A 19,121-nucleotide genomic window follows, 5' to 3' on the forward strand; every position below is an offset into this window, starting at 1 on the left:
ATGGCGTTAATTCAATACCCAGCGGATCTGCCGGCCCCGCTGCTGGACGGGTATGCGCAAAAAAGGGTGGAAAACCGCATCCGCACCACCATGGCCAGCGGTCGCGCCCGTCAGCGTCGCCGCTTTCCCCGCGTGCCCACGGAGTTGTCGGCAAGCTGGCGCTGCCACAGCGATCAGGCTGCATTGTTTGAGGGGTTTGTCGTACACGCCCTTGGCGATGCGATTGCCTGGTTTACCGCCGACGTACTCACCCCGCAGGGGTTAATCCCCCACACCCTGCGCTTTATTACCCACCCCCTCGGCGACTGCAAACCGCTGGGGCCGCGCACTTGGGAGTACCGCGCGCGGATAGAAATTGAAAACCGCGCAGTGATGAGCGAGGAGCAAACCGTTGCGGGCCTGCTGGCCCCGAACACCATTCAACAATTTAGCGGGGGCGTGGACCGCGCTGTCGATAGTTATCAGGAGTGATGATGAGCAATTATTTCTTGGAGGTGACTCGCTTACAGAATGATATTGATGCACTAGATGCAATTCTGGCCGGCGGCGAGGAAGAAACGGTTTTAGTCAACGGGCAGACCAAAGACACCATTTCCAAAGCGATTAAATCGCGTTTCGAGCAACTGCAGGCGCAGGTGCAAGGCAGACGCGCCTATGCTACCAAGGCACTAATGACGGCGGATATAGCGCAGCCCGTCGACACTTTGGCCGAAGTGTGGAACGATTCAGAAGATAACAATGGCCTCTATGGCTGGGACGGCGGAACCTGGATTAAATCTCCCTATGACATCAAAGCCTATGTCAACGCTAAGCAGCACTTGGCCACCGAGGAAAATGCTTCTGCACAAGCGGTCGGCCTGAGCGCTGCCGAGCTGGAATACCCGGTAACCGAGGTGGCTGAGGCTGACTTTCGCCCTATGGTTTCTGCCTGGCTGCCCTCTGTAGGGCTCAAGGGATGGGCACCGGTATTCCGCGTATTGGTAGCGCGGAATATCAGCGATATTAAATTGCGCCTCACCGGTACCAATGACATGGTGACGCTACATGTGCGAGTCATTCGCCGCGCCGTGGATAGTCCCAATACAGGGCCTCCGGCAAACAATTACAGCAGTGACTCAGTGCTGGTAAATACCAGTTACGATCTCAGCAGCTATGACGGAGTGGCGGCGGGGGAATGGGAGGAGTTTTCTCTGGGGCTCCAATTTACGGCTATTCCGGGTTATTACTATTTCGTCGAATATACCTGTGACACCGCGGCGGCACTGAATGCACCGATTGGGGCGCAATCAGGCTGGACTCGTGCGCCGTTCGACTCGAATACAGATTCGCAGCTGGCGGGCTTTTACCAGAAAGTGGATGGCGACTGGATAGCGTACAACCCCGGCAGTAATAAGTGTCTTGGCCTGGTTGTGCTGACTAGCGGCGCTGAGGCCAATGTCCTGGCGGATGCTGGGCGCAATGGGGTGGCGGCACAAAAGATCCGCACGGCCCTCGGCCTAGGGGATGGTGCTGCCATTAGTGTGGACCCTCTCAATGAGGCGAGTCGGGCCAATATTAACAGTTGGAAGGGGGGCGACTTTACCGGTTGGTTAACTTTTCGGGCATTAGAAAAAACCGCTTATGTCGATGCGCTTCGCTGCACCCTCAATAATGCCTATTCGGCCAATTCTCCAGGGGCCAATTTAGATACCCGCTATGTGTGTATAGAAATCTTTGAGGATGCGCCTGGGGTGATGTCCCTCAGTAATTTTTACCAACGCCCGCGTTACTACAAGCGCGAGCATCCGGTGGCACTTTCTCCGGCAGGTGTCGATTTAGAGTTGCCCCTGGGTATTACCTTTAAGGAAGGGCGAGAGTATGCCATCACCTTAACCGGGCTGGATGTTCATCGGCAGCGCTCAGGGTTGGGAATTGCTGGTGCCATGCATCCCGATATTTCGAGTGGTGATCGCCGTTTGGGCGGTTACCAATTGGAAGATTACTCGGAAATGACCTTTGCCCTTCCGAGTAGCAACTTTATGCCGCAGATCGAAACGGTTGCGTTAACGCCCTATGTCACCAAGGAAAAGCTGGACCAGATAACCTCGGGGATGGTGTTAGTCGGCGTGCCAGTTTATGAGCGCCCGCGCGCCGGATTGGGCTGGCAGCATGAAACCAACGATGGCCGCTTTTTCGACCGCTGGGCCGTGGGCTATCAGCCACTGACAACCACGAAGGTGGATGAGCTGGAATTCCTCACCAGTGGCATGGCGTCTTTACCGGGATTTAATTTCCGGATTTACCGGCGGCCGGACAGCTTGGATTTAAATAGCACCCCTGGCTCTCTGGAAGAGGACGAAGTATTTTTCGAAAAAGATTTTAAAAATGCCGATATTGCCGCCCCAGATAATGGTTGGTTTGAGCTATCGATCAATACCGATGAAGTGGGGGAGCTGGAGGAGGGCTATCTGTACATTTTTGTTTTTGATACTGAGGCCTACCCGGGTTATGGCATCGGTATGGGACGCTCGACCGATGAATATTCCAATGACGATATTTGGCAGCGGGGTTGGTATGGTGTCAGCACCAACGCAACCTGGAGCCCAATAGCGGGTACCTCAAGCATAGGTTTTCGCGTGATGGTGAACCGCTACCAAGTGGCGGGGCAAGAGTCGATTGTCCCGACGCATACTGAGGTGCGGGTCGGTCAGTCAAAGGTGTCTGGCGTTACGATAACGCTCTCTTGCTTGGAGTTACAGCGACTTAATCTGCCGATCAAATTGACCACCGAAGAGTTGGAACTCAGTCACCCCGCAAAAACCTTGGCAAAAACAGAAACCTACTCTCTGCTCTACGATAACGATGAGCGGTTGTTTTACCACCCAGGTGCCTATCTGCCGTATCGTTTTATTCGCAATGTCTCGATGATGCGCACCTCTGATAGCCAGCCTCTGGTAGAGGGTGTGGATTACAGTGTGTGGTATGACGGTGGCAAGGTGCAAGGGCTGCAGGATATACCGGCCTTCGATGTGGAGATCACCTATGACGGTTACGACTCGCGTTACGACTTGATTGAATACGACCCTTTCACCGGGGCCGTCAGCGTTAAGGAGGGGGCTAGTCGCAGCTATGATCCAGAGGAGTATATTCCTACCCCAAGCCACGATAAGCGGCCGCTTTACTTGGCCTATGTGTATGGCAATAACTGTGAATTGATTCCCCTGTACCCCTGGGAATATGGGCTTCTTGAGGGTAGCGAACGGGAATTACTCCGGCGCTCCGCCTTCAATCGCCGCGCGTTACAGCGAACTTTGGGCAAGCTGCGCAAGGGCAACCCGCTAGCCATCGCAGGGTATGGTGACTCGATCACGGCACAGGGCGGTGGCAGTTGGCAAACTCCGAATGGAACTGCCCGCGATATAGATTCCTATTACGGCGATTATCCGCAAGATACTAAGGATCTATGGCTCCGCTATGATCACGATGATGGCGCGGGCCAGGTGCATCTGCATCTGGGTTGGAACTGGTATCTCAAGGCGCATCTGGAAGAGGCTTTCGGTTCCACGGTTACCTATGACAACTGGGGCATCGGTGGCACAACCAGTGCGAACTATACCGACCCAGATGGCGTGCGTCATGGCGGCCTGCACCCGGATCGCCTCAGTACCATGCTGGCAACTTCTCCAGACTTGGTGGTGATAGGTTTTGGAATGAATGAAATAGGGCAAAGCAGCACTTCCACTAACGTGGCTGCAATTGCCCGCCAATGTAAGGCGGCCGGAGCCGATGTAATTATTATGGGATGCCCGCGCATCAGTTCTATCGGAGGCCAATCCAGTCTGGACAGCTGGCGCACCACCAATGATCGCCTGTGGCTCGCTGCTCAGGAAACCGATAGCGCCTTCGTCTCCACCACTTACCTGGCGGATAACGAGCGCCTCGGCGGCATTGCACTCAGTCCATTGTCTATGTGTAACGCCAATCGGTTTAATCACCCCGGCCCCTACGAGTTGCGGAAATACGGCCAGGCTCTAGCCGAGCTCTTCCTGTGAGCGCGGTATTAGAAACCGTCTACGCCAGCGCCCCGATTGATGAAATTATCATCCATACCCTGGAGCTGAAGCACGCCGCCTTTGAGGGCGGTGCGATTCGTCTGTGCCAGGGTTTTGACGATATCGAAGCGGTTCTGGAGGACGGGGAAACCGCAACCTTTACCGCGAGCGGCTTCGGTGTTTCCCTGCCGCAGCGTTCCATACGTGGCCGTCAGGATTTACAGTTCCAACTGGATAATGTCACCGGCGAAGCGCTGCAAAATATTCAGGCCGCGCTGGAGGCGGGCGGGGCAATACAGGTGATTTACCGCCAGTATTTGGTGTCGAACCTAAGCGCCCCCGCGCAGCCGGCCACGGTCATGACCGCAGTTTCGGTAAAAGCCAACCCGGCTAGCGTTTCGGTGATTGCCAGCTTTCACGATCTGGTCAATAAAGCCTGGCCGAACTTGTTCTATACCCCCGATTTTGCCCCCGGCCTTAAATACTACGGCTAGCCCTATGCACTGGATTAACGACTATCTCACCGTCCCCTATGTGGACGGCGGCCGGGATATGCATGGCTTTGACTGTTGGGGACTGGTGCGCGATGTCTTGTACCGGCAATTCAAAACGCCGTTGCTGGAATCCTTTGGCCATGTGTGCCCCGACAATAAAACGCTGCTGACCGCCAGCTATTTGCAGGTGGTGCCGGATTTTTTATCGGGCCCCTGTAAACCCGGCGCTGTCGCCTGCGGCTTTAGCGGCGATTGCCTGATTCATGTGGGCATTGTCGTGAACAACGGCCAAACCCAAGTCCTGCACACCGGTCGGCAATATGGCAAGCCGCTACTCACCAGCCCGCGCGCCTTCCGCCGATTGTTCCAACGCTGCGAATTTTTTCACCATGAATGCAATTCTCAAAATCTACCCCAGCAAGCTCGAGCGAGGTAACTTCGAAACCTGCACAGCGAAGCCCGGGCAAACCTTCGAACACTGGTTAAAAAATAATGTACCCAGCTATGAGCCCCGAGCGGTGCCACTATTTTCGGCGTCAGTAAATAATGAGCCATTGCCGCCTAGCGAATGGGCAGGCTATAGGATTCAGTCTGGCGATCAGTTTGAGTTAGTGGTGGAGGCCAAAGGCCTGGCAGTGATTGTGATGGCGGTAGTGGCTGTTGCGGCGGCGGCGGCCGCAATCTATTTTTCCCAGCAAATCCCCGATAACTACAACCAAACCACCCCGGATGGTTCGACCATTTACGACCCCAACGCCCAGGGCAATCAGGCCCGGCTGATGGGTGTGGTACCGGAAATTGCCGGCCGCCATAAAGTGTATCCGGATTTGCTGTGCCAGCCTCGACGCCAGTACGACAACAACGAACAATATCTGTATTTAATGTTATGCGTGGGTGTCGGGGATTACGAAATCAGTGCGGACAATATTTATATCGGCAATACCCCGGTGAGCGGTTACGCCGGCGATATTGAGTATCGGGTATTTGGTCCCGGTGAGGATGTCACCGACCACGACGCCCACCGCAATTTTTACCTCTCTCCCGAGGTGGGCAGCAGCTCGGGCCAAACGGGTTTAGAGCTGGAGGGGTCATCCACTTCGGTTGGGGGAAATGACGGCCTATCCCGTTGGACGTTTAGTAGTAAATCGCTGCGCCGCTATATCTATGACCCGGAGTTCTCAGGGTACATTGCCGCTCACTTTCCCTATGTGGTCGGGGAAATAGTGACTATTTCTAACAGCAGTAACGATGGTGATTTTCGTGTGCAATTGCGAGATACGTATAGTGCCCAGATGGAGAAGGTGGATGCGAACGGCAACCCGGATACCAGTTGGACTGGATTCGCCGCCTCTCAGCATGAGGCCATCACTATCGCCAGCAATGGCGGTGGCGCTGGCAATTATTTGGGGCCGATCTTCGCCTGCCCGGAAAATGAAACTACCCGTTATATAGAGCTGGATTTCTTCCTGCCGCAGGGGTTGGGGCGCATCAAAGACAATGGCAATTTTGATAGCCAGGAAGTTGCCATTGATATCGACTATCGTGCAGAAGGCGCGTCGAGCTGGACCACCGTTACCCATACCTTTAGCAATGCCACCAATGACCAGCTAGGGCACACCGAAAAAATTAATATCGGCTCGGCCATACGCCCGGAGGTGCGTGTCAGGCGCGTCACCGAAGCCAGCGACGATACCCGCATTTATGACATGGTGCAGTGGACGGCACTCAGGGCCGAGCTAGACAGTGCCAGCAGTTACGAGGGCGTAACCACTATTGCGGTGAAGATTCGCGGCACCAACGCCCTGGCCGGCAGTGCCGAAAATAAATTCAATTTAATTCCCACGCGCAAGCTGCCGGTGTATGAAAATGGCAGCTGGTCCGCGGCCAAAGCCACCGAGGACATTGCCCCGTTTTTTGCCTATATCATCAAGAGCGTGGGCCATACCGATCACCAGATCGGGCTAGAGGAACTGGAAGCGCTGCACGAGCTGTGGAGCGCGCGCGGCGATACTTTCTCGGCAGTGTTCGACAACAAAACCACCCTGTTTGAAGCGCTAAAGAAAGTCCTGGCCGTCGGCTACGCAGAACCCACCTTGGATTACGGGCAAATAATCCCCGTACGCGATGGCCCCCGCACCGCGTTTGAACACATGTATCAGCCAGACAACCGGGTGGGTGAGCTGGAGCAGGATATCAGCCTATTTGATCCCGACGAACCGGACGGGGTGGAGGTGGAATACTTCGACCCACAGACCTGGAAACCGGCCACCGTGCTGTGCGCCCTGCCGGAGGATCAGGGATTGACCCCCAAGAAAGTCAGGGCTTTTGGTATTACCGACGAGACCAAAGCCTGGCGTTTCGGCATGCGGCAGCGCCGCATCCAGCGCTACCGCCGCACCCGCTACTCATTCAAAACGGAGATGGACGGCCTCAACAGCCGCTACCTGAGCTATTGCGCCTTGGCCGACGATATCCCCGGCTACTCGCAGACGGGCAGGGTGCTGGCGGTGAGCGGGCGAGAAATCACCCTGGATGCAGATCTGGAGTGGGGCAGCGGCACGCACTTTCTTGCGCTGCGCAAGCCAGACGGCAAGCTATCCGGGCTCTATACCGCGACGGTAACCGACAGCGCCAACGTGATAGCCATCGATACCGACCTGGACTTTGCGCCGGTTTTAGATGGCAGCATGGAACCGCCGCTCTTTATGTTTGGCGAGGCGAATCGCTGGAGTTATCCCGCATTAATTACCGACATTAAACCCTCGGGTACAGAACGGGTGAGCATGACCGCAGTGAATTACGATGAGCGGGTTTATCTGGATGATGATGGGGAACCGGAGTAGTTGTGGTGGTGATCTGCCACCCCGCCAAGGTCGCACTGAATCAGGCGGATGGCCTGTTATATATCAACGGCAGCAGCGGCTGGCAGGTAGCCAACCGCCCGGCGACATTGCCGCAGATTACTGGGGATACATCGACGGATTTAGCCGGGGTGGTGGGGCAGATGTTGGGGGCGTTAAACAATATTTATTGGAATAATCAGGTCACCTAGCCTGCTTTATACATCTGGGGTCAAAAGCATCTTCATCTATGTGCAGGAAAGAAGATGCAACCTTTCTGACCTTTAAGGGGTTTCCAAAAAGATATATAGCGCCCAAAATGTCTGGATATAATGCAGCTGAAATATATCCACTTGTGTACACGTGTGCCAACTGCCGATAAGTTAACGTTACTCAAAGACTTTTTATATCGTGGCCGAAGGAAGTTTGTAGATATATTGGTGGGTGATATATTGCAACTGTTTTTGGATACACTGTTAGTTTTTCACCAGCATTTTCAAATTGGAAGTTTAATATGGGTGAATGGTCAGAGTTTTTCGAAGATTTTCCTGAATATGCTCCCGGACCTCCAAGTGCAGAGGAGCTGGAGCAAGAAGCAAAAAGAAAGCTTAAAACTGAAATTCGAAAGATGAATTCAGATGCTTTTGCACTGATAGAAAAAACACAAGAGAAAGAGAAAAAACAGTATCTTGAAAAAGTTGAAAATTGCCCTCAATGTGGTGAAAAACAGCTTAATGTTTATAAATTGAAACCTGATCATGTTCTTTGTGAATGCCAAAGTTGCCTAACTTATGGGTCAGGTTCTGATTTGTCCATTGCTATTCAAGAAATTATTTGTGCCAACGGCGATGAATTGAACTGGAAAAATAGTTCATTGTTCAAGGTACTACAAAACAAAAACTAACAAGCGAATCCAGGTGACGCCTACGGCGCACCTGATTTGGGCATTATCGCAAGCTCTTCCAAAGTTGGTAGCTACTCTCAATAACCCGATGGATATGCCGGCGAAACTCCTCCGGTAATTGCGAATAAAGTCGAGCAAGAAAAGGGGGAAAGGGAATCTGCGCAAAGTGGTGCAGGTTCTCCACCCCGTACACTTCCGCCAAAGTAATCCCCACCGCCTCACACCACACCGGCAGCAGGTCAGCCGGTATTCTTTGTACGCCCGTTTCCATTTTCGAAATTTGAGATGACACAAGCCCCAGCTGCCTTGCCAGCTGTGCAATCGTCATCCTCTCCCGTTTCCGTGCGTTGCATCGAAGCAATCTATCTCCGCCAGTTTGAAGCGATTGCCGAGAAATATAGGCGGATGTAGCAAGCTGCGGTATGCTGCCGGTTGTTCGTCAAAAAACAATTATGCTTGGCAAGGAGGCCGTTATGGGATTCGGTGGGATTAGTATTTGGCAGTTGATCATCTTATTGATGATTGTGCTCTTCTTTGTGGTACCTGTGGTACATGTGTTGGTTTCCAGCCGTTCCCACGGCGGGGCAAAAGTGGGCTGGTTCCTCGGCGTCTTTTTCTTTTCCTGGTTGGTGTATGCGGTTTTCTTGATTGTTACCCAGCCGGTAAAGGATGCGCAGAAATCCGCTGACAAGCCAGCTAGCCCACCCATGATTTTCTAGTGGCCTATCCAGCACTTGTAACACATTGAGTGCTCAATCAATGGCGGGATGACAATAGAAAAGCCACTCAGTAGCTGCGTTTTGCTGTGAAGATGGCTTTTCTTTGATTGTTAATCGTGTGTCAGGTTGCTACTGAAAATCAAACCTTCAAGCTTTTCGGATTCAACAATTTCCTTGAAAGCTTCAGTGCAATAGTTACTGATATTGGACTCTTTTGTTCTGAACACTGGTATCCCTTCCAGCTTTTCCTGGTTGAATTCAATACCAGAGAGCAAGTTCCCGTTTCTGGTAACGGAGCCAGGCACTACCGCATCAAGGTCTTCAGCAATTGTCAGGGGGTTAAACAGGTAAAATGCTGTGCCTTGATATGTGCAGGGGAGAAACTCCCCAAAAGGATTGAGCGTACTTTCGAGGGCCTTGTAAGCCGATTCATGAAGCACTAAGTAATTTTGCCATCGAGAAAGCGTTGGAATAACCGGTGCCGAATCGCACGCTTTGATGCTTAGCTCCAGCGGTTCCCAATCTTCACTGTAGGATTTAGGCGTTGTGTTGAAAAGGAACTTAATGCCTACCCGCTTTTTGAGCACATTATTTGGTTCGAAATAGGGGGTCATATAGCCGCTGCTATTTGCGTTTAATTGATAGATTTTCATACTTTTAACACACGCTTTAGCTCATCTGCCGGCAACATAACATAGTTTGGGAACGTAGAGAATTTAAGGTCATACTCTATTCCCTTAAGCAGTTTTTCTACTGAATCTGCAGATAAACTTTCTAGATCAAGAGAATCAAATTCCCTCTGTAGCCATTCGTAATACCCGTTTCTATGGATGCGTGAGTGCGGTACTGCGAGCGGCATCTTGGGGTGGGGCGTGTCTGCTGTTCTGCTGGGGAGCCAGGTGCCATTCCGTATATCGTCTATCCGGATTTTTACATAGGCCAAAATAGCTCTTTGCTGTACAGCCATTGGGTGTGAGCCAGAGACTATAGCGTGGGCATCACAATTGCCGCCAGGGTGTGGCTTGCCATTCCTCTCCATATAGCGCCCTAATTTGGCAGAGTCATGGGCTTCATTTAGGAGAGCCTCTTCATCTAGGTCCTCAGCGGACTTGCGGTATTTATCGAGCCCTGCCTCAACCTGTTCGACAACCTTTAGCGCGATGTAGTCTGCTTTGGTGATATTGTCCTTTGAGACAAACATATCAATAGCCACTTCTCGGCGATCTTTCAGGTAGAACGGCTTTGGTTGTTCATAGTGCCCCATGTTCAATGCTCCTCCTCTGAAGTTGAGTTGGATTATATGAAGACTGCTCGCCTGCAACGGCTCGTGTAAGTCAATGAAATGGGGGGTGGTTCACTATTATTGCCATATAAATTTGATTAGGCCTAACTCAACTGGAGGGTCGATCGCAATGCATCTCCCCTCAATTTGATACCGATTGTCCCGCAGCCGTTCTCGGTCTCTGGGCGGCTTCAGAGTCACACAGGCTACTTGTCTTTCATGGGGGCTGGCTAATACACTGTATATAAATACAGTATATTGTTAGAGCACATGAAACTATCCCCTCTATACGGCAGTGGCGTCAGCTGCGGCTTTCCCTCGCCAGCGGATGACCACAAAGAAGCAGCGCTCAGCCTGGATCAACACCTGATTACCAGCCCGGCTGCCACCTTCCTGGCTAGGGCCAATGGTGATTCCATGCGGGATCTCGGCATTTTTGACCGGGATTTGCTGGTAGTTGATCGATCCTTAACCCCGGTTCACGGTGATGTAGTGGTGGTTGCCCTGGATGGGCAGCTAACCTGCAAAGTGCTTGATCGGCAAAAAGGGCAGCTACTGTCCGCGAATGATAAATACGCACCGATCCCCATTTGGGAAGGGCAGGAATTGATTGTCGAGGGAGTGGTCAAGGCTTCCGTACGGTATCACCGGTCCTGCTGATGTTGGCGCTGGTTGATTGCAACAGCTGCTATGCCAGCTGTGAACAAATATTCAGGCCGGATCTGCGCGGGCTTCCGGTGGTAGTCCTTTCCAATAATGACGGCTGTGTAGTGGCGCGCTCGAAAGAGGCCAAGGTTTTAGGTATCCCCGACTTACAGCCGTTCTTTAAGATCGAACACTTGTTGCGAAAGCATGGAGTAAAGATCTTCTCGAGTAATTACGCCCTGTACGGCGATATCTCTCACCGGGTAATGACAACCCTAAAGCAATACAGCCCAGAGGTTGAGGTCTACAGCATTGACGAGATGTTTCTGGATCTGCATGGGTTGCAAGAGAGCTTGTCGGATTACGGTCAGGAGATAAGGCAAACTCTCTGGCGAGATATACGTATGCCGGTGGGCGTTGGTATCGCTCCCAGTAAAACCCTGGCCAAGCTGGCAAATAGAGCCGCCAAGAAGATCCCCAAGTGTGAGGGCGTGTGCGTGTTAGACTCCCCCGAAAAATGGCAATGGCTGCAACGGCGCACTGAGGTGGGCGATGTGTGGGGTGTAGGCAGGCGCTTATCAAAGCGACTCGGGCACCTGGGAATCAAGACCGCCTATGACCTGGCACAAGCCAATCCGAAAATTCTGCGCAGCCACACGAACGTAAACATTGAGCGCACGATAGAGGAGCTGAATGGCATTAGTTGCTTAAGCCTGGAGGAGCAACCACCGGCCAAGAAGCAGATCTATTGCACACGCTCATTCGGCGAAAAGCTCACCGACATTCAGCCGATACTGCAGGCCGTCACCCTGTATGCGAGCAGGGCAGCAGAGAAGCTTCGCGCCCAGGATTCCCTGGTGAAGTCTGTCCATGTCTTCCTTCATACCTCACCCCATGAGCCGCACTACTATAGCCGCAGCACGGTAGTGCAAACCCCATACCCCACGGATGACACTCGGCTGATAGTGCAGCTAGTAAAGCGCGCGATTACAGGACTATTCCTGCAGGGGCACCGATTCCTGAAAGCCGGGGTAGGGCTGGTAGAGCTTATCCCCCGATCACTGGGGCAAGGCGACATGTTCACCACGGGCCAGCCAATACGATCAGGTGAGACCATGCAGGCCATCGACCAGATCAATCAGCGGTTTGGCCGGGGTACCTTGTTTCTGGGGGCTGAAGGTATCAACAAGAAGTGGAAGATGCGGCAAGAGCATCGGTCTCCAGCTTATACAACGCAGTGGGCTGAATTACCTCAGGTGGTGACTTGAGTAATTGTTTAAATATCCAGTGGTGATATTTCACGCCAAAATGTGTCTAAGAAATGTGTATAACCCATTGATTTGTATAGAGCGAAAAAGAGTTTAGAGGCGTCATTTTCTTAGACAGCGATTCCCCGTAAAGCAAGTAATTGCGGGGGCTAGCGGGTAGGTTGCCTAGCTACTGTTGCATCATGGGGGTGTGTTCGGGTTTCGCGGCCTTGGTCTTGTTTGCGGTTTTTGGCATTTTTCTCTAAGAAAATCAGTAAGTTACAAAAGTGTTCGCAAACCCCAAGAGCCCCGCAGGAGTGGCGGCCGGCTCAGATTGGGGTAGGGGGCAGGTTTCCTCGGGGGCTTAATAAGCAGAAGCGTTCGATCAAATAATGAACGGCAAGCCCAAACCTGATGTTCTTGAAGCATGCAATCGGGATAGATCTGAACAGAAAGGTCCAGGCTAAAGTTCGAAGGGCTTCTTTATAGGGGGCGCAGAATAGCAGAGTGGGGGGCAAACCACTATGGATGGCTTTTCAACTGCAAGTGGAATGGCCAGAAGCGACCCTGTGATTTTATGAGAGCCTTGTAGGGAAGGGGGATATTTTCGTCTTTGAGGTAAGGGCCTTCACTTTTCTTTGCTCTAAAGAGTCTGCTGCTGATCTCAACAAAAAAGATTCCTGACTCAGTAAGGTCGAGTACTAAGCAAGCCAATTCTTTACGCGGTAGCGCATCCCTCCAGCTGGGACATATGTGCATAGTAGGCTGATGAAATACAGTACTGATAATTAAGTCCTGCTTCGTATATCAGAATTCAAAAGACGCTGCTCCTATTTCTGGGAAAAATTCTATAACTTGTTGATTTTTAAAGGATGTGAAAAGTGATATAAAGCAGGGAGAGCGCGGAATTATAAAGACGCTGCTTTATATCTACTTGTTTCGTTTCGTGACACTCAATGTATTTTTTTGATTTTATTGGGTTTTTAAGCGGGCTTTGGTTGAGGGCGGTAGAATTATATAGAAGGGTGATATATAGACGCTGCTTTTGAATTAACTGTTAACTGTTCAGTAAGATTATGACCACATCAGACATTCTTATTTCAATTTTAATTGCCCTGATCGTAAATCTGGCTACACCATTGATTCGTCGGTGGCTCGTATCTTGGTTTACACAATTTAAAGTTAAGGCCGGCGCTACTGGTGTAAGAATCCTCAACACAAGGCTTCGGCAGCTTGAATCGAGTTTGACTTGGTACGAGTCAAAAAGTGATTTGCGAGAACTTTTGAAATGGCTTCTTCCTAAAGTCTTCGAGCAAATCGTTTTTTTATGGCTACTACTTCTTTTGCCATATTTTATGGAAGTTGCATCTGGTTTCTGGGAAATTCCGGAAGCAATAGCCAGGGGTGGTCTTTATGGTGTGGTCGGTCTTTGCACTCGCTATTTTGTTTCCTTTCTAGTCATTATGGCAATGGCACAAAAGGCTGTTTTCTTCTCCGAAACTAAAGACGTACTTACCAAGCAAATTAATAAAGTAAATGAGAAGCTCGGTGCCACTAACAGTTAACAAACGCAGGCAGGTTGCTACGGCCCTTCGGGCCTCCGCGGGACGCCCAACGCTAAGCATATTTTGTGCGGGTCGCTGCGCTCCCAATTTCGCACAAAATGTGCTTAGCATTGGTCGCCCCTGCTGCGGGCGTTAGTGCGTCAAGCTAAGCTTGATGCTTCTTGCAGGGTGGAAGTCCCTGTCGGGTAAGGCCTAACCAGCCACCTGTATCGAGTGTTGCGCGTAGGGCGGAACAGAAGGGAAAGAAAATATAATTATCTTTTTTTTCAACTGTGAACAAACTATGTGAAGCGTACACAGAGAATTCTATAGGCCATAGGGATTATCGTGATCCTGAAGTGCTGGTATCGCTCCGATAATAAAGTGAGCTCCGATTGACGAGATGTGTAACGCCATCGAAGTCCAGGCAATGCAACCGTAATGGTAAGGTTGTTGCGGATCGGCGGGGTTATTAAGCCGTGGCATGTAGAAAGAGAAGTATTGAGAACTTGAGAGATCCGAGCAGGTTCCTGAAGGAGCAGGTAGAGACGTTAAGCCTAATGGCGAAACCAATGAAGACCACTCGGAAGTCGGATCAGCTCATAGTAGTCCGAGAGCGGGAAAGCCGCTTACATGGCGAAGGGGTTGACAGTAATATCGGTGTGCAACAGAAACATAGTCCGGACAAAGTAGGGCTGGAGACACTATGACAACCGCCTTGCACGCCATCGCATTTAAAGCACAGAGCCACCCCAGACACAGGTTTCAGAATTTATACGGACTGCTAAATTCCAACCTGCTGTATCAAAGCTGGGGCCAGCTCAATAAGCAGGCCCGCCCCGGTATCGACGGAGTAACTACCGAAGTTTACCGGCAAAGACTGCCGCAAAATATTCAATGCCTACATCAACGGCTGTGTGACAAACGCTACCGCACCCAGGCGATTAAGCGGGTATTGATTCCCAAAGGCAACGGCAAGCAGCGCCCACTGGGGCTGCCTACGGTGGAAGACAAACTGGTGCAGCAGAGCGTAGCGCAGCTACTGCAAAGTATCTGGGAGCAGGATTTTCTGCCCTTCAGCTACGGTTACCGTCCCAGGAAAAGCGCCCACCAAGCCGTACACAGTCTTGGCTTAAATCTGCAATTCAAAGGCTACGGCTACATCGTTGAAGCCGATATTAAAGGCTTCTTTGATCAGCTGGATCACGACTGGTTACTGCGGATGCTAGCCCTTCGTATCGACGACAAAGCCCTGCTGACACTGATTAAGCAGTGGCTGAAAGTACGCGTGCAAACTCCAGATGGTAAGTTCAGTAAAGCGGCAGCAGGCACCCCGCAAGGAGGTGTGGTCAGTCCGGTACTGGCGAACATCTATCTGCACTACGTCCTGGATTTGTGGTTCGAGAAGAAAGTTAAGCCGCGTATGCGTGGCAGAGCCATGCTAATCCGGTACGCCGATGATTATGTAGTGGCTTTCCAATTGAAAACGGATGCAGAGCGCTTTTACCGGGTACTACCGCAACGGCTGAACAAGTTTGGCCTGCAGTTAGCCCCCGAGAAAACGCACCTGAAGCGCTTTAGCCGCTTCCATCCGGGCCGAAAACGGCAGTTCCAGTTTCTGGGTTTTGAGTTCTACTGGAGCTTGGACGTCAACAAACGCCCCAGGCTCAGGCGCCGGACTGCCGCACAGAAACAGAAGGGCGCAATGGAAGCGCTCTACCACTGGATCAAAGCCAAGCGCAGTGAGCGTCTGAGAGAATGGCTGCCCACACTGAAGCGCAAGCTACAGGGGTTCCAGAACTACTTCGGTCTACCAGACAACAGTCGAAGCTTGTCCCGTTTGTACAGCTATGTTTTACACAGCATACACAAATGGCTCAACCGGCGGAGTCAGCGCAAGAGTTACAACTGGAATGGTCTAAAGGAAATGCTGGGATATTTTGGGCTAAAGCCACCGCGAGTATACAAACGCAGTATACTTGTGGACTGGTATTAGGGTTCGTGCTTTACACGAGCGAATATATTACTGAAGAGCCGGATGCGGTAGTTCCGCACGTCCGGATCTGCGTGGGGGCAGTTAGGGTAACCGGCTGTCCTACCACTACTAAATCGTAAGAACAAATATGCTCTCATGCCCTAAATGTATAGTAAGTAAACTCCGATTGATTTCGAAGTTGAAGTTGATTTTTGATGGCGACGTTCTTCATTGCGAGGGGTGTGGTGTACAGATTCTCACTGTAAGTTATGCATCGTCTGTAATCGGCATTATTTCAACAGCATTAGCTTTCTTCTTATTTGCGCCAGTATTTGCGTATTTTGGGTTTATGGCTGCGACAGTGAGTATCCCATTGATTGCGATAGCAAGTGCCATTTTTATGGTGTATATCACACCATTAACCACAGGGCATGATGGTGGCAACAACTTATAACAAGTTGCTGAAGTACACTTCGGTCGCAAAGTGCGCGGCCTTCGCGGGACAGCCTACGCTACGCTTCGGCTGCCCCTTAGCAAAGCGTTAATGGTACTCGCATCGTGAAAGTATTCGGATACTCACATAAAACGAAAGATGAATTGCTTGAACTGTACGAATGTACGGTTTCAGCTGACCCTCAGCAATTACGTGAGTTGGCAAGCTTCTTTGAGTCTTGTGCAGCCGCAATCGAAAAATCAGGCAAGGACTGGAACCACGAGCACTTTATTTCAAGCCAGGAAAGCATCAATAAAACTGGTCCTAGTATTGTGGTGTTCAATTCAGATGCTGAGTAAAACCCGTACCATTAACAAGTACCGGCAGTTCGCCCCTACGGGGCCGGACGGCCAAACCGCTACGCGGTTCGTCCGCCGCTGCGGTAGGCGTTATACGACTGAAGTATGAACGAGAATCTCCTTAAGATCATCAATGAGCGTCAGTTGGTCTCTGCGATGAACAAAACAAAGTGGCGTGAGTTATGCGGGGATTTTGAAGAACTTCATTCTCTGAATATCTGTATCAGATATAAGCTAATTACGTCAGATGAGATTTTTGGCTTTAGCCCAGTTTGGTGGGATCAATTGTTCGAAGATACTTCGGCAATAGAGTGGCTAGATTTCAATCCCATTGTGAGTGAATATCGGGGTCGTCTCGTATCAGATAAAGAGACAAATAGGTCAGCTGAGATTCTAAGTGTCCTAAAGAGTCGCGGAATTAGATATTCCAATCAGGAGTCATACTTTCGGGTATGGGGGTACTTAATACCGGGGGCTTGCCCTGAATTCGTATAACAAAGCCGTGCACGGCGAGCAATTTTTCTGTCGCTTTTTTGTGGCGGTCGCTACGCTGCCACAAAAATTCAACTTCACAATTGCCGCGTGACGGCGGCGCTAAGTTTTATACACAAGTTTTTTAAGTTTTATTATGTAAATCAATAAGCTACAGTTTAGCCCAGTAAGAACTACAGATTTGGCTGGATAATTATGCAGGACTGGGTCATGGACGAAGTAAAAAATCAGGTTATGGGTGATACACGCTTGAATAAGCGCTTGTCTAATATTCTCAGTAATTTAAGTTCAGACCCAAACAATAGCATTCCTTGTGCAAACAAAACTTGGGCAGAAACGTTTGCAGCTTATCGCTTTATAGAAAATGATAAAGTCAACTTTGACTCTATTATGAGCGGTCATAAATCGGCAACTCTTGAGAGAATCAAAGTGCAGCCTGTTGTTCTTATCCCACAAGATACTACCTTTCTAAATTTTGCCACTGACCTAGAAAGTAAAGAGATGGGAACACTTAGGCGTAAAGAGACCAACCAACAACTCTTGCACACCTCCATCGCGATAACACCATCCAGAGTTAATTTGGGTGTTGTTGAAGGTAGTATGTGGCAGAGAGATAAGGAATCAAGTTCTAATTCCCGCTATACCAAGTCGATAAAGGATAAGGAGAGTCGACGCTGGCTAGACCATTACGAAACGGCTTGTCAGATACAAGAGCACTGCCCTGAAAGCACAATTGTGAGTATTGCTGATAGAGAGGGTGATATTCATGAGTGGTTTCAGCTGGCTGAAGAGCAAAGTGAACAGCGGCGGGCGAGCTATATCGTTCGAGCTAAGGCCAATCGCACTTTAGAGCTCGATGGAGAAGAAACGGTTTTGCTTTGGGATCATATGAATGAGCAGAAATCTGTCGGTCTATACACGGTAGATATTCCCAAACGGAATGGAGAGCCTGGAAGAAAAGCCAAGGTCAACGTATCCACTACTGAGATACGGTTGCTAGGAAAAGGAAGATCTAAACGACCACTTTCTCTCTATGCTGTATTGGCTAAAGAATTAACCCCACCAGAGGGTGAAAAAGGCATTGAGTGGATGCTGTTAACTGATCTTCCAGTTGAAGACTTTAAGCAGGCGAGAGTTATCATTGAGTGGTATCGAAGCCGGTGGGAAATTGAAACCTATTTTCGGGTGGTAAAAGGCGGATGCCAGATAGAAAGTAATCGTTTTAGAACAGAGCAGCGAATGTTGAACTGTATTGCGATCTATATGATTATTGGATGGCGACTACATTCGATAACTACACAAGCAAGAAGTCTTCCTGATGAACCATGTACGAGTGCTTACTCTGAAAAAGAATGGCGCATGGTATGGATGATGCGAGATAAAAGTTCCCCACCGAATATACCTCCAAGCATGAGAGATATAACGCGTATGTTGGCAGGCCTAGGGGGATTTCTAGGACGTAAAGGTGATGGCGAACCAGGGGTTAAAACTGTTTGGCAGGGATATACCAAACTGCTCCATTATATTGAAGCAGCAGAGGCTTTAAATGGGCTTAAATGATGTGTATAAAACACAGCGGCGGCGTTATAGGGCTAGAAATTGAGCCAAATTCACAAAGACCAAAAATTAAGTGTATATCTTTGGAAATTCATGGTTTGTCTTTTTGCTTCAAGCTTGATTCCCATGGCATATGTACTTTGGGCAGTTTCACCAGGGTTAAAGGGAAACTGGTTTGGTGTTGCTATGGTTTCAGCAGTTTGTTCAGCATTATTGACGGCGGCTTTACCGGTAAACAACGCTCGTTACTATGTTCCAAGTAGTGTTGTGGTGGGCGCGTTATTTTATGGGATAATTCAGGGTTATTTATTATACAATGGGGCCCCATAACTAGGCCAAGCAGGCTCGCCCAGCCCCTATGGGGCTAGGCTGGACAGCCTACGCGGCGCGCTTCGCACGCAAACGCTCCGGCTGCCCCTGTTGGCAACGTTATTGTGGCGGTCATTTTTTAGATGGTTTGTAGTTGCTGCAAGTAACAATCTCTACCTGAACACGCTTCGCCAGAGAGTTCTCCTTCAAACTGGTACCGCAGTTTCGTTCAAGTGCCTTCGTTTAAAGCCAACAAGTTCTGCAAGCCAGCTGCACCATTGTGGAGTGCC

21 protein-coding genes are annotated in these 19,121 nt (G+C 50.4%); 17 read left to right on the plus strand and 4 right to left on the minus strand.

What is annotated here, in order from left to right:
• From ACJJI4_RS04235 to ACJJI4_RS04265, 7 genes are all read left to right on the plus strand, one after another.
• Positions 1-471, plus strand: coding sequence for a hypothetical protein (locus tag ACJJI4_RS04235; RefSeq protein WP_444927185.1), 471 nt, complete (start codon positions 1-3; stop codon positions 469-471).
• Positions 472-473: 2 nt separating this feature from the next.
• Positions 474-4,031, plus strand: coding sequence for an SGNH/GDSL hydrolase family protein (locus ACJJI4_RS04240; RefSeq protein ID WP_444927186.1), 3,558 nt, complete (start codon positions 474-476; stop codon positions 4,029-4,031).
• On the plus strand, positions 4,028-4,525 hold the full coding sequence (locus ACJJI4_RS04245; protein ID WP_444927187.1) for a DUF1833 family protein: 498 nt from the start codon (positions 4,028-4,030) through the stop codon (positions 4,523-4,525). The genes ACJJI4_RS04240 and ACJJI4_RS04245 overlap by 4 nt, the downstream gene beginning before the upstream one ends.
• Positions 4,526-4,529: 4 nt before the next feature.
• Positions 4,530-4,961 carry an NlpC/P60 family protein gene (locus ACJJI4_RS04250; protein ID WP_444927188.1) on the plus strand — a complete coding sequence of 144 codons (432 nt, stop codon included), beginning with the start codon at positions 4,530-4,532 and terminating at the stop codon, positions 4,959-4,961.
• Positions 4,915-7,368, plus strand: coding sequence for a host specificity factor TipJ family phage tail protein (locus ACJJI4_RS04255; protein WP_444927189.1), 2,454 nt, complete (start codon positions 4,915-4,917; stop codon positions 7,366-7,368). Before ACJJI4_RS04250 ends, ACJJI4_RS04255 begins: the two co-directional genes overlap by 47 nt.
• 2 nt (positions 7,369-7,370) lie before the next feature.
• A complete protein-coding gene (locus ACJJI4_RS04260) occupies positions 7,371-7,577 on the plus strand; it encodes a hypothetical protein (RefSeq protein ID WP_444927190.1) in 207 nt (68 codons plus the stop codon).
• Between the two features lie 302 nt (positions 7,578-7,879).
• Positions 7,880-8,269, plus strand: coding sequence for a hypothetical protein (locus tag ACJJI4_RS04265; protein WP_444927191.1), 390 nt, complete (start codon positions 7,880-7,882; stop codon positions 8,267-8,269).
• A 43-nt stretch (positions 8,270-8,312) separates the two neighbouring features.
• Here the strand turns inward: ACJJI4_RS04265 and ACJJI4_RS04270 are convergent, their stop codons facing one another.
• Positions 8,313-8,630, minus strand: a complete 318-nt coding sequence (locus ACJJI4_RS04270) for a helix-turn-helix domain-containing protein (protein WP_444927192.1) — start codon at positions 8,628-8,630, stop codon at positions 8,313-8,315.
• 61 nt (positions 8,631-8,691) lie between these two features.
• On the opposite strand from ACJJI4_RS04270, the gene ACJJI4_RS04275 reads away from it, so the two are divergent.
• Positions 8,692-8,988 (plus strand): hypothetical protein, encoded by a 297-nt coding sequence (locus tag ACJJI4_RS04275; RefSeq protein WP_444927193.1) that lies wholly within the window; start codon positions 8,692-8,694, stop codon positions 8,986-8,988.
• Positions 8,989-9,098: 110 nt separating this feature from the next.
• Here ACJJI4_RS04275 and ACJJI4_RS04280 read toward each other — a convergent pair whose 3' ends face one another.
• Positions 9,099-9,641, minus strand: coding sequence for a hypothetical protein (locus ACJJI4_RS04280; protein ID WP_444927194.1), 543 nt, complete (start codon positions 9,639-9,641; stop codon positions 9,099-9,101).
• Complete coding sequence (locus tag ACJJI4_RS04285; protein WP_444927195.1) at positions 9,638-10,252, minus strand: AHH domain-containing protein; 615 nt, start codon at positions 10,250-10,252, stop codon at positions 9,638-9,640. Before ACJJI4_RS04285 ends, ACJJI4_RS04280 begins: the two co-directional genes overlap by 4 nt.
• A gap of 288 nt (positions 10,253-10,540) precedes the next feature.
• Between ACJJI4_RS04285 and ACJJI4_RS04290 the strand changes: the two genes are divergently transcribed.
• The 9 genes from ACJJI4_RS04290 (at position 10,541) to ACJJI4_RS04330 (ending at position 18,525) form a co-directional block, all read left to right on the plus strand.
• The gene (locus ACJJI4_RS04290; protein WP_444927196.1) at positions 10,541-10,930 is read left to right on the plus strand and encodes a LexA family protein; all 390 of its coding nucleotides are present in this window, start codon (positions 10,541-10,543) and stop codon (positions 10,928-10,930) included.
• Positions 10,930-12,183, plus strand: coding sequence for a Y-family DNA polymerase (locus ACJJI4_RS04295; RefSeq protein ID WP_444927197.1), 1,254 nt, complete (start codon positions 10,930-10,932; stop codon positions 12,181-12,183). The genes ACJJI4_RS04290 and ACJJI4_RS04295 overlap by 1 nt, the downstream gene beginning before the upstream one ends.
• A 1,055-nt stretch (positions 12,184-13,238) precedes the next feature.
• Positions 13,239-13,727: a hypothetical protein gene (locus tag ACJJI4_RS04300; protein ID WP_444927198.1), complete on the plus strand. Its 489-nt coding sequence runs from the start codon at positions 13,239-13,241 to the stop codon at positions 13,725-13,727.
• A 551-nt stretch (positions 13,728-14,278) separates the two neighbouring features.
• Positions 14,279-14,416 carry a hypothetical protein gene (locus ACJJI4_RS04305; protein ID WP_444927199.1) on the plus strand — a complete coding sequence of 46 codons (138 nt, stop codon included), beginning with the start codon at positions 14,279-14,281 and terminating at the stop codon, positions 14,414-14,416.
• Positions 14,413-15,702 (plus strand): group II intron reverse transcriptase/maturase, encoded by a 1,290-nt coding sequence (gene ltrA, locus ACJJI4_RS04310; protein WP_444925282.1) that lies wholly within the window; start codon positions 14,413-14,415, stop codon positions 15,700-15,702. The genes ACJJI4_RS04305 and ltrA overlap by 4 nt, the downstream gene beginning before the upstream one ends.
• A gap of 178 nt (positions 15,703-15,880) precedes the next feature.
• Positions 15,881-16,135 (plus strand): hypothetical protein, encoded by a 255-nt coding sequence (locus ACJJI4_RS04315; protein ID WP_444927200.1) that lies wholly within the window; start codon positions 15,881-15,883, stop codon positions 16,133-16,135.
• Positions 16,136-16,239: 104 nt separating this feature from the next.
• Positions 16,240-16,473, plus strand: a complete 234-nt coding sequence (locus ACJJI4_RS04320) for a hypothetical protein (RefSeq protein ID WP_444926767.1) — start codon at positions 16,240-16,242, stop codon at positions 16,471-16,473.
• Positions 16,474-16,578: 105 nt separating this feature from the next.
• On the plus strand, positions 16,579-16,968 hold the full coding sequence (locus tag ACJJI4_RS04325; RefSeq protein ID WP_444927201.1) for a DUF6678 family protein: 390 nt from the start codon (positions 16,579-16,581) through the stop codon (positions 16,966-16,968).
• Positions 16,969-17,160: 192 nt separating this feature from the next.
• Positions 17,161-18,525 (plus strand): IS4 family transposase, encoded by a 1,365-nt coding sequence (locus ACJJI4_RS04330; protein WP_444895875.1) that lies wholly within the window; start codon positions 17,161-17,163, stop codon positions 18,523-18,525.
• A gap of 50 nt (positions 18,526-18,575) precedes the next feature.
• On the opposite strand, the gene ACJJI4_RS04335 is transcribed toward ACJJI4_RS04330, so the two are convergent.
• Complete coding sequence (locus ACJJI4_RS04335) at positions 18,576-18,761, minus strand: hypothetical protein (protein WP_444908039.1); 186 nt, start codon at positions 18,759-18,761, stop codon at positions 18,576-18,578.
• Positions 18,762-19,121 lie beyond the last annotated feature (360 nt).

The sequence above is a fragment of the Microbulbifer maximicatervae (SeqCode) genome (genome assembly GCF_052467305.1).